Annotated in this window: 12 protein-coding genes; 2 read left to right on the top strand and 10 right to left on the bottom strand. The window is 37.8% G+C overall.

The window, feature by feature from the left end:
* Positions 1 to 458: 458 nt before the first annotated feature.
* From H5159_RS20430 to H5159_RS20465, 8 genes are all read right to left on the bottom strand, one after another.
* The gene (locus H5159_RS20430) at positions 459 to 1,190 is read right to left on the bottom strand and encodes a MauE/DoxX family redox-associated membrane protein (RefSeq protein ID WP_002963060.1); all 732 of its coding nucleotides are present in this window, start codon (positions 1,188 to 1,190) and stop codon (positions 459 to 461) included.
* 28 nt (positions 1,191 to 1,218) lie between these two features.
* A complete protein-coding gene (locus H5159_RS20435; RefSeq protein WP_010388415.1) occupies positions 1,219 to 1,731 on the bottom strand; it encodes a DUF305 domain-containing protein in 513 nt (170 codons plus the stop codon).
* 133 nt (positions 1,732 to 1,864) lie between these two features.
* Positions 1,865 to 2,383, bottom strand: a complete 519-nt coding sequence (locus H5159_RS20440) for a DUF411 domain-containing protein (RefSeq protein WP_002963058.1) — start codon at positions 2,381 to 2,383, stop codon at positions 1,865 to 1,867.
* Between the two features lie 10 nt (positions 2,384 to 2,393).
* A complete protein-coding gene (locus tag H5159_RS20445) occupies positions 2,394 to 2,882 on the bottom strand; it encodes a DUF4440 domain-containing protein (RefSeq protein WP_002963057.1) in 489 nt (162 codons plus the stop codon).
* 23 nt (positions 2,883 to 2,905) lie between these two features.
* Positions 2,906 to 3,814 carry a copper resistance D family protein gene (locus tag H5159_RS20450; RefSeq protein WP_010388414.1) on the bottom strand — a complete coding sequence of 303 codons (909 nt, stop codon included), beginning with the start codon at positions 3,812 to 3,814 and terminating at the stop codon, positions 2,906 to 2,908.
* A gap of 11 nt (positions 3,815 to 3,825) precedes the next feature.
* Positions 3,826 to 4,233, bottom strand: coding sequence for a copper resistance CopC family protein (locus tag H5159_RS20455; RefSeq protein ID WP_010388411.1), 408 nt, complete (start codon positions 4,231 to 4,233; stop codon positions 3,826 to 3,828).
* A 22-nt stretch (positions 4,234 to 4,255) separates the two neighbouring features.
* Complete coding sequence (locus tag H5159_RS20460; RefSeq protein WP_002963237.1) at positions 4,256 to 5,119, bottom strand: copper resistance protein B; 864 nt, start codon at positions 5,117 to 5,119, stop codon at positions 4,256 to 4,258.
* Positions 5,116 to 6,939, bottom strand: a complete 1,824-nt coding sequence (locus tag H5159_RS20465; RefSeq protein WP_010388409.1) for a copper resistance system multicopper oxidase — start codon at positions 6,937 to 6,939, stop codon at positions 5,116 to 5,118. The genes H5159_RS20460 and H5159_RS20465 overlap by 4 nt, the downstream gene beginning before the upstream one ends.
* A gap of 166 nt (positions 6,940 to 7,105) precedes the next feature.
* Here H5159_RS20465 and H5159_RS20470 point away from each other — a divergent pair, with 166 nt between their 5' ends.
* Both H5159_RS20470 and H5159_RS20475 read left to right on the top strand, forming a co-directional pair.
* Positions 7,106 to 7,792, top strand: a complete 687-nt coding sequence (locus tag H5159_RS20470; protein WP_010388408.1) for a heavy metal response regulator transcription factor — start codon at positions 7,106 to 7,108, stop codon at positions 7,790 to 7,792.
* Positions 7,782 to 9,179, top strand: coding sequence for a heavy metal sensor histidine kinase (locus tag H5159_RS20475; RefSeq protein ID WP_010388405.1), 1,398 nt, complete (start codon positions 7,782 to 7,784; stop codon positions 9,177 to 9,179). The genes H5159_RS20470 and H5159_RS20475 overlap by 11 nt, the downstream gene beginning before the upstream one ends.
* 100 nt (positions 9,180 to 9,279) lie before the next feature.
* Here the strand turns inward: H5159_RS20475 and H5159_RS20480 are convergent, their stop codons facing one another.
* Positions 9,280 to 9,660: a hypothetical protein gene (locus H5159_RS20480; protein ID WP_104643235.1), complete on the bottom strand. Its 381-nt coding sequence runs from the start codon at positions 9,658 to 9,660 to the stop codon at positions 9,280 to 9,282.
* Between the two features lie 123 nt (positions 9,661 to 9,783).
* On the bottom strand, positions 9,784 to 10,563 hold the full coding sequence (locus H5159_RS20485) for a hypothetical protein (RefSeq protein WP_182780947.1): 780 nt from the start codon (positions 10,561 to 10,563) through the stop codon (positions 9,784 to 9,786).
* Between the last annotated feature and the right edge of the window lie 156 nt (positions 10,564 to 10,719).

The following is a 10,719-nucleotide window of genomic DNA, read 5'->3' on the forward strand; positions in this document are numbered from 1 at the left end:
GCTAAGTAAACCTTATCTCACGATACTTATATCGCTCCTTATACAGAAGCAAAATTACTATTTACAATACAACAGTTAATTCAAGTCAGGAAATCTTAAATGCATTTGATATAAAAAGATGACCGTCTGCTTCTCGCTCTAAGCGGACTAGAAAAATTTCACAAAATTTATTAATTAAATTTATAAATTCTTAAACACTAGGATGATTAAAAATTTATTGCCAAAAGAATTCTGGAATCAAATTTAGATTAGATCTATTTAATAAAATTAGAGGGCTAGTGCTTTTTTAAATCATGCAATTGATAAAAAACTTTAGTCTCGTTGTAACTTCAAGATACCTTAGAGAAGCCAGAGCAAATTGATGGCATTTTAAGTTCAGGCAGAACCAGACTCAACTACTGAATCTGGTTCGTGCTATAAATAAGCTCGTCATCATATTTTTAAATTAAAGCTGTTATTTACCTAACAAACATCCAAATACCGGCAGCTATCATAAATAAGTTTTCTGTTAGAGAGATAAACCCTAGTGGTACGTTACTGTCACCGCCTACACACGCACATTTTAACTCTCGTTTATCTATATAGACTGCTTTTATCACTGAAACAGCACCAACCCCACCTATGAATAATGAAATAGGGGCAATAATATAGGCTGGTAACCCGGCTATCATTCCAATGCCAACAAATGCTTCTAAAAATGGGTAAACATAAGCGTACCTGACTACTTTCATAGCGACTAAGTCATAGGTTATAAATGAATTAGTAAAGCTAAATAAGTCTTGAAGCTTTTGTATTGCTAACACTGCCATTGTTAGGGCTACAAACAGTTCAGCGGTTTGCATTGATAATAAGCTATTATCCGATGCAAAACTAAATGCCACACTAAGCAAAAAACTAACCGAAAAAATCGCAATCACGGGCGTGTAAGTTGTACCTTCTTGGGCTGCTTGTGGCTTATTAAAGTAATCACGTAAATCGTCGTAGCCACCTATACGTTTATTATCAATAAATGCTTGAGGTGTAGTTTCTACACTGTGTTGTTTTTTAAATTCATCTGTTTGCTCTCGAGAAGTTAAAAGCTGATCATCAACTGTATATCCCTCTCGCTCTAGTAGGTCTTTTGATTTTAAACCAAACGGACAAATATGCTCATCTGTTGCCATTCTAAAAAGTTGGGCTGATTTACTCATGCTTTACTCCTTATGTTATGCGGTTTATTTATTTATTTGAATTGAAATCTGGAACAGCTCTTAATTGTGCTTGAGCATTGGTTTGTGCAATGCCGTTTTGCTCTATATCTTTTAGGAGCCATTGCATTTCTTTTATTTCTCGCTCTTGGGCTTCAATTATATTTGTAGCAAGCTTTTGAACGCGTTTATCTTTGATTTTTGCCCTGTCACTGGTGAGTATGGCAATTGAATGATGTGGGATCATCGCCGACATCCATGAGCTATCATCAACAGTCACTTGTGAGCGAACTAAAAATAAACTTCCTGCAAATACGGCAACACTAGCAATGAGTACTGTTATATTTTTCTTTTTATCTTTATACATATTGAGCATGAAAAGTAGCATTATCACTGCCATCGTGGCTCCCATATAAAGCGCCATATAAGTACGAGTTTCACTAAAATAAACATGACTAAGTTGGTAGGTGTTCAAATACATCAATACAAACATGGTTATTGTGGATGTTGCTATCATTAAAAAAAATTTTGAATAGTGTGACATTGTATTGCTCCTTAAAAGTTTTGTATTTTGTTTTTACATGTGAGTAATTTTTACACTATCAAGCTCACAAATCAGTGTTTCCTGTTGTGTAAAATGGGTATTTAATAATTAACTCAAGAATTATGCCGTTAGGCTAAAATTGCTCGCTGGATTTACTTATGTATCTGTAGGTTTCTTCATTTGAGTTGTCAGTGAGTAGTTCAATATTATATTTGTGAAATATACCCTCCATTTCCATTCCGGGAGTGCCAATAGGCATGGCTGGTACACTTAAGCCTGTAATGTGCGGAGCGTGTTGCCCAGATAAAAACTGTTTTATATGTTTAACGGGAACATGACCTTCAAATACAAATCCATCGGCTGACACGGCTGTATGGCATGAGCGCATATTAGGTTTTATTTGATACTGAGATTTAATCGACCCCATGTCATTAACGTTAATTGCTTTTGTTTGAATATTGTTTTCACTCAAATGAGCAATCCACTTATTACAACATCCACAATTTTTACTTTTATAAACGGTAAGCTCAATTTCAGGTTTTTCTGAATTTTCATAGATTATTGATGTTTTATGCTGTTTTTCGATACTCATTGCCGAAAATGACATAGTTAATGATAAAAAAAACGCTGAGGTAATGTAGATTACTCGCATTGTTAACTCCTTAATTAGACCAGTGAATATGAGTGATTTTCCAACCTTTATCGGTGTTTTTTAATGTGATTGATTCCATTCCCGTAGACTTAATATCTTTCCCTTTATACTTTCCTTGAGTTTTACTTCTTGAAATTGAGTAAGCTATGTCTCCATTTGTGTGAACTTGATGCTCTAGCAGTTCACTATCAACTGCACTTAAGAATTTCATATCCGCTATCATATGATGGTTCGCGTATACATCTGCAGAACGCTCAACAATTCCGCCTTCAAAAATGACGACATCGTCGGCCAGTAATTTACGGGCACCTTTGGCATCGCCTTGTTTTAGGGATGCATGAAATAAGCTAACTGCCTTTGCAGCTTCGCTATCAACATTAACAAAGACCCAGCCTTTTTTTGTGTGCTCTTCATGGGTGTGTGCGTTCACAGCAAAAGAACTAACAGCGCTAAAAATTAGTAGCAATAAAATTTTTAAATTAGAGGATTTAATTAACATACATTTTCCTTTTTTATTAATCGTTAAATAGGCGGACCAACAAGTGTTGTAAATACACTTGTTGTAATAAGTACAAATAGGGCAATTAATATTTCAACAGTGATCGAGCGTTTTAATATACTTATATGGTGTTGTTGAGTGATTTGCGGGACTAAAAAAAGCTTATGCCATGCACCTAGTAACAGCATCGCGCTGACGAGTAACAGCTTTAATAAAATTAGTTGCCCATAATTTGATGTAAACAATGCAGAAAATGACTCTAGGTACTGCAGGAGCAGAGTTAAGCCCGAAATAAGTAGTACAAATACAATAACAATAGCGAGTTGACCAAAGTAATGCATTAACCGCTTTACTTCACTGGTAGGTAGTAAAGTGCAGCTTTTGTAAAGCGGCCACAATGACCCTAACCAGCTCGCAATGGCAATAAGGTGAAAGGTTAAAATACTTTTCACTAACCCATTTTCATTTGCACTGTGCCCAGTAAAAGTGAAGCTATAAGCGATAAACCCAAGCATGATTAGTATAACGGCAACGTTTTTATAACCTGCTACGTTATCATCTGATTCCACACTCCACATACATGCGCTAATTAGAGCAATAATAAGCGCTGGTATTCTAAACGTTGCTTGGTCACCTATGACTGATTGCCAAACAATTTCAAGCATAAAGGGGTCAAACATTCCCATAAAGCCTGATTCAGCCATTGCTCCAGCTTCTATTGGTACTTGTAAAAGTGCAGCAATACTACCTGTAACTACACACGTAATTTGCCAACGTTTTAAGAACTGATAAAAGCTAATTAAGTGATGCCCTGCAACATTGCTGTTGCCACACATAAAGCGCATTAATAAAGTGCCCGCAAGCCCTGAAATTGCGATATAGCTTGCTAGTTTTAATAATAGTAAGAGTACTGACCATTCACTTAATTGCATTATGTTGCTACTTAATGATTATGTTTGCTGTGGGTATTAGATTGTACTTGCATCATCTTATGCGATTCACTTTTGTGTACCATAAATCTAAACGTGTCGGTCATTTTATGTCCATCACCACCCAGTGCTGTCCATTTAACCGTGTAAGTGCCTTGGACTAAGCTCGGCAATGACCAACTAAAGTCTGTGCTTGGGGTAGAGCTTGGTTTGAAATCAAAGTTTATTGATTTATTTTTTTCATCTTTGATGATGACTTTTGCTAGCCTTACTTCACCACCAAAAGTTAACGAAAGTTGCTCTGGGCTTTTCATTAACATGGCTTCTTGCGCAGGTGTTGATTGCTTGAGTGATATATGCGCTGATGCGGAAAATGTAAGTACTAAACCTAAAATAGCTACTGCAGAATTAAAAAACTTCATAATTACCTCTTATTTAAAATGATTAAAACCAAAATTTAATACCCGTAACAAATGCGGTGTTGTTGCTACTTTGTCCACTTGATGTGGCATAGTCGGCGGTATTGCCAAATTTATTGCTCCATTCAACGCCAATATAGGGCGCAAACTGGCGTGTAAATTCATAACGAACCCTAAAGCCAATCGCGCTGCTTGATAGGCCACTTCCAAGTTCGTTTTGTTTATCGTTTTTGCCATAAAGTGTAATTTCGGCTCGCGGTTGTATAATTAGCTTTTGCGTGAGTAATAGTTCGTACTCTGCCTCTAACGTAAATGCGGTATTGCCTCGCTCACCTACGTATGCTGTCATATCAAGTTCAAACCAATAAGGGGCTAAACCTTGTAAGCCAAAAGCCAACCATTGCCGATTTTCACCTTCTTTATTGTAATCAAGACGAACACCTGCTTGAGTATCCCAATATGCTGATACGGCGTGACCCCATAAAATATCGGTTTGGTTTTCTTCAATACTTCCTTCGCTGAAATCACCCTCGGTTTTAATTACCAATCGATCAAAGGTAGTGCCGTACCATGCTTGTAAGTCAAATACACCTGCGTTTGCTTGCTCGTTATATTCAAGACGATCGCCTAGTAATGCGTAAAATGGATGCTCATCAGCGAGTGTTAATCGCTCATTGCCCTCAAGCGCATATGGGCCTTCTGTTAAAGTTGTTCCCGCAGAGTAAGCATGGGGGTCTCTTGCATCTTTAGGTGCACTTCCTCCTTGTGGTTGCATCTTAGCGCTATTCATTTGTGCCATTTCACTTTGCGCTAATAAAGGGAAACTAATTAATGAAGCCCCTGTTAACATTAATAAACCTAATGATTTAGATAGTTTTAATTGTTTCATGATACGACTACCTCTCTAAACATACCGGCATCCATATGGAATAATAAATGGCAATGCCAAGCCCAGCGACCTACATCGTGAGGGGTGGTTAAAAAGCTGATTCTTTGTGCGGGTTGAACAGGTATCGTATGACGTCGCACTTGCACATCACCTTGCTCGTTTTCTAAATCACTCCACATACCATGCAAATGCATAGGGTGCGTCATCATGGTATCGTTTTGTAAAATAACTCTTAAACGTTGGTTATGCTTCATATGCACTGGCGTGCTTTTACCAAATTCTAAGCCATCAAATGACCAGCTATAACGCTCCATGTTTCCGGTTAAATGCAGCTCAATTTCAGCTTCTGGCTCTTGCTGGTTAGTGATCCCTTCAAGTGAGTGTAAATCTGCAAGTGTTAAAACACGACGACCATTTTTACGTAAACCAATACCAGGATCATCAAGATTTGTTCTAGGCATATCAACGCGCATATCAACTGAAGCTCCATACTCCGTTTTTGCATGACGCACTTTAGAGCTGGCAACCGCTAATGGGTTTTCAGACATACCATGTTTGCTATGATCCATCGCCATTGCACCGTGGCCCATAGCGCTATGATCCATTTCTTTAGAGTTCATACCTGACATGCCTGCCATACCAGCCATTGCAGAGTGCTCACCGCCGTGGGTCATATTGCCCATCATATCGGTCATCGTTAACCATTCAACAGGGTCAAGTGCAGGTACTGGCGCATCAATATTAGGCGAGCTTGATAAAGTTCCTTTTGCGTAACCAGAGCGATCCATACTTTGAGCAAAAATCGTATAGGCATCATTTTTAGGCTCAACAATTACGTCGTAGGTTTCACCAGGGCCGAATCTAAATTCATCAACTGTCACTGGTTCAACGTTTTGCCCATCTGCTTGTACAACCGTTAGTTTTAACTCGGGGATACGCACGTCAAAAAAGCTATTACTAGAGCCATTAATAAACCTTAACCTAAGCTTTTCACCGACTTTAAATAATCCACGCCAGTTTGCCATTGGAGTACTACCGTTCATTAAAAAAGTCATTGCTGATGCAGATAAATCAGCTAAATCTGTAGGATTCATTCGCATCTGATTCCACATTTTTCGGCGCTGTAGAGCATTTGAAATACTGCTGCTTGAAACGTCATCGAAAAACTCTGGGACAGTGGGTTGATTGAAATTAAATACATCACTCTGTACTTTTAATTTACGGAACAGCGCCATTGGGTCATCATCAGTCCAATCAGATAATTGAATAACATGCTCGTTATCTGCACTAATAATATCGTTTTCTCGCGGTTCAATAATTAATGCACCGTACATGCCTGTCATTTCTTGAAAGCCACTATGTGAGTGATACCAATATGTACCGCTTTGTTGCAGTTTAAATTTATAAACAAAGGTTTCGCCCGGCATAATGCCTTTAAAGCTGATACCTGGTACGCCATCCATTTGATACGGTAAAATAATGCCATGCCAATGAATTGAACTCGGTACTGATAACTTATTTGTTACTCTAATAGTAACGTCATCGCCTTCTTTGAGGCGCAAGGTAGGAGCGGGTATAGATCCATTGATAGTTGTCGCCATACGTACTACGCCAGTAAAGTTAACCGGCGATTCATCTATAACCAGATCAATTACTTCGCCGCTAAGTTCGGGCACAGTGCCTGTTATTGTTCCTGCTACTAAAGATGATGCAGCATGTAATACACTCGGAAAAGCAGCAAGTACACCTCCTGCAATTAAGCCTTGAACAAATCGTCTTCGTGGTGTGCTAACCTGTTGTGATGACTTTTTAAACCCCATTTCCTTACTCCTTCATAGCAGAATATGTATTGAGTATAGAAAATAGACCTGTCTTCAACATGACGCGAACATTACAAAGTTGTAATCTTGGTGTCATGTTGCTGTAGTGACAGATACTGCATAATATTTGCAGAGGTAGTTGTTAGGACTTTAATGAAGGAATTGTATGCGCTTATTAGTTGTTGAAGATGAAGCAAAAACGGGAGATTATTTAAAACAGGGACTAAGTGAAGCTGGTTTTCAGGTTTCTTTGGCGCGCAATGGTCTTGACGGTCATCACCTAGCAATGACCGAATTATTTGATGTAATAATACTTGATGTCATGTTACCTGACGTATCCGGTTGGAAAATTTTACAGTCGCTACGTGAAGCAGATAACAAAACCCCAGTACTATTTTTATCTGCTCGCGATAGCATAGACGATAGAGTAAAGGGGCTCGAACTTGGTGCTGATGACTATTTAATAAAGCCTTTTGCTTTTGCTGAAGTTTTAGCAAGAGTACGCACTCTTATTCGCCGTGGTGCAGTACAAACAGTTGACGATATACTGATCGTTGCTGATTTAGAAATGGATATTCCAAAGCGAAAAATACAACGTGCAGGCAAGCGTATTTTATTGAGTAATAAAGAGTTTAGCTTACTTGAACTATTGTTACGGCGCGAAGGTGAAGTACTGCCACGTTCGTTAATTGCTTCTCAAGTATGGGATATGAATTTTGATAGCGACACCAATGTGATTGATGTTGCCATTCGTAGGCTAAGAGCAAAAGTTGATGATGACTTTACTATTAAATTAATTCATACAGTTCGCGGTATGGGCTATAAATTAGAGGTTGAAACTGATGGCTATTAAGTCACGGCCTTTATCACTTACGATGCGTGTTGTGTTGTTTGTGGCTGTAACCGTTATTGCGTGCTTAACTTTAGTTGCCACCTTAATAAATAGTTCGATAAAACATCATTTTTTCCAGCAAGATAGTAGTGAACTGCATGTTATTAATCAATCTATTGAATTAGTTTTAAGACAACACTATAAATCAAACCTGAAATTTAAAAATGAATTATCTAACGCTGTAGCGGGTCATCACGGTGTTTACTATCAGGTAAATACCGCAAAAGGAGATCTCATTTTTCAAAGCTCTGAACGAGATTTTAGTGATTTTGTAATGAGTGCTAAGGCTTCAACTGGCTTTAACCGTAACAACATTACCTCATGGCAAAATGATACCCACACCTACCGAGCTCTGGTGAGTAATTTAAGTACTGAGCAACAGCAATACAAAATTACTACAGCGATAGACATGAGCTTTCATTTACACTTTCTCAATCAATTTCAACAAAGCCTTTGGGCCATTATGTTTGGCTCAGCGGTACTCATTTCATTGGTGGCTTGGTTTGCTGTACATCAAGGATTAAACCCTTTACGAGGTTTAAGTCAGAAAATACACGATATCCAAACTAATAAAATGGATGTAAGGCTCGATGAAAATAAAGTGCCTATTGAGCTTGTTAATATGGTGCAGTCGTTTAACTCAATGCTCGACAGGCTCCAGGGTGAATTTATTCGCTTATCAAATTTTTCTAGTGATATTGCTCATGAACTACGAACTCCACTAACGAATATAATTACTCAAACACAGGTTGGATTATCTAAAAAAAGGCAGTTGGAAGAGTATCAAGAATTATTATTTTCTAACTTAGAAGAACTCGAGCGATTAACGAAAATGGTTAGTGATATGCTTTGGCTCGCCAAAACTCAAAACGGGCTAATTAAACCAGTTCAAAACACTCTAAAAAGCCATGATGAAATTGAAGTGTTATTTGAGTATTTTGACGCTTTGGCTGAAGACTCATTGATTGCATTTAATAAAAAAGGTCAAAACCTTTGTTTTTATTGTGACAAATTACACTTTCGTCAATTATTATCAAACTTACTATCCAATGCAATTAGGTACGCTCCAAAAGGCTCATCAATCACTGTAAACAGTGAAATGACCACCGCTGAAAAAATATGCATTTCAGTGATTAATACAGGGGAGAGAATACCTTCTGAGCATTTACCTTATTTATTTGACCGCTTTTATCGACCTGATAAGTCGCGGCAACGACACAGTGACGGAGCAGGTTTAGGGCTTGCAATAGTTAAAGCTCTAGCGCAAGCAAACGGTGGAGATATAGAGGTCAGTTCAAATAATCAAACTACCAGCTTTAAAGTTTATTTAAATTTAGTTAAAAGCTAATTATTAAAACCAATAACTCAATGTTTGCTTGTAGCTCTTTGGCGAAGTTCAGCTAAGTGCCAGAAGCGGACTGTCGTAACCTTAGACTCTTGTTAGGCATTTAATCAGCTAATGCAATATCAAGTTTCTTTCTCATTTCTGCTAATTGAATACCAGATGCTTCAATCTCTTCATCAGTCCAATTAGTTGGATTTAGCCAATAAACACCTTTAATTTGGCATAGCCTCTGCATTTTTTCATAGCCCGCATCGGCGCATGCAATCGACGCATTATTCCAGAGCTCACTTAATTCATGTTTCGCTTCATCTAAGTTTCTATTCATAACGTCCCGAGAAAAATACCCTTCAGTCCTAGATACAGCTTTATTAAGCTCTTTTAGAGCATTACTCTCAACTTGACTAGCTATATTCCCTTCGTTTTGTAAAACTGATAAAAAAGCGGATAAAGCTCCAATTGCACCTATTATTTCCAAGCCTGTCATGTACATCTCCGATAGTTGTATAAAATAATGCCTAACGCCGCATTAAGCGGACTAAAATCGTGGGTTAAAATGTGTAGCGAAGCGAAACGTAACCCACTGTTTTAGTTGAGTTTAAATTTTTTGTTAGCTCTCTAGCTTACAGTTTACTAATTCATTTGCTTCAATCAGAGTATCTGTAGCAGTTTCGTAATTGAAATCAGGAATTAATATCTCGTCATCACCATGAACGATACCATTTTTCATTTGATTAGCTTCACGTAGCCTATTAAGTAGATCTGGAGTAAAACCTAGCTCACCTCCAAATTCACGAATGTGCATAAATGCACCCCGTTTCGCTTTTTCTGGACCTTTACGCTTTACTACATACTTTCTTAAACTTTTTTCAAATTCAATAAATGTTCGAAGATATTCCATTTCAATATTTTGAGAAACAAATGGCATATCTTGCTCTTTAGCCTCTTTAGTAACTCCAAGCATTTCAAATGCATCGACACTAAATAGGCAACTATAAACAGCTAAACAATTATCTCTCGCCCCCTCTAATACATGGAGTTCAGGAACCATACCATTGCCAGAATGATAAAGTTCATTCCGTAATGTGTGATACCAAAGAAGTTCATTAATAGAAAGGTCTGTTTCTATAGCTTTTTCATTAATATAATCTTCTACAAAACCAATTTTGCTATTAAAACTACGTAGGTGTTTAGTTACATCTTCTCGTTTAATTTCATAATTGTTACGAAGCTTAGGCGGTAATCGAATAAATACATCCACGCACACTTCTGTTGCATTATCAAAGCCAATCAAAGCAATACGACGATCTGTGTCTCCACCGTCATTTAAATGTTCCAACGCATGCTTTATTAGTTCTAATGGACCTTTTGCCCACGGAGATAAATTCATCGAGATTACCTGTGTAAATACAATAGAGAGCTAACACTTTAGTATTTATGCGACACGCAGTTTGTGTTGCATAATCGCTTGTTGGACTGAGGCGCTACCTGCTCGGTGTGTCAGAGTTGGTGTTGTTTATGCTATGGGAATTTGCTTTTTAGAGGC

This window comes from Pseudoalteromonas sp. SG43-1 (genome assembly GCF_014164415.1).
Lineage (GTDB): Bacteria > Pseudomonadota > Gammaproteobacteria > Enterobacterales > Alteromonadaceae > Pseudoalteromonas > Pseudoalteromonas distincta.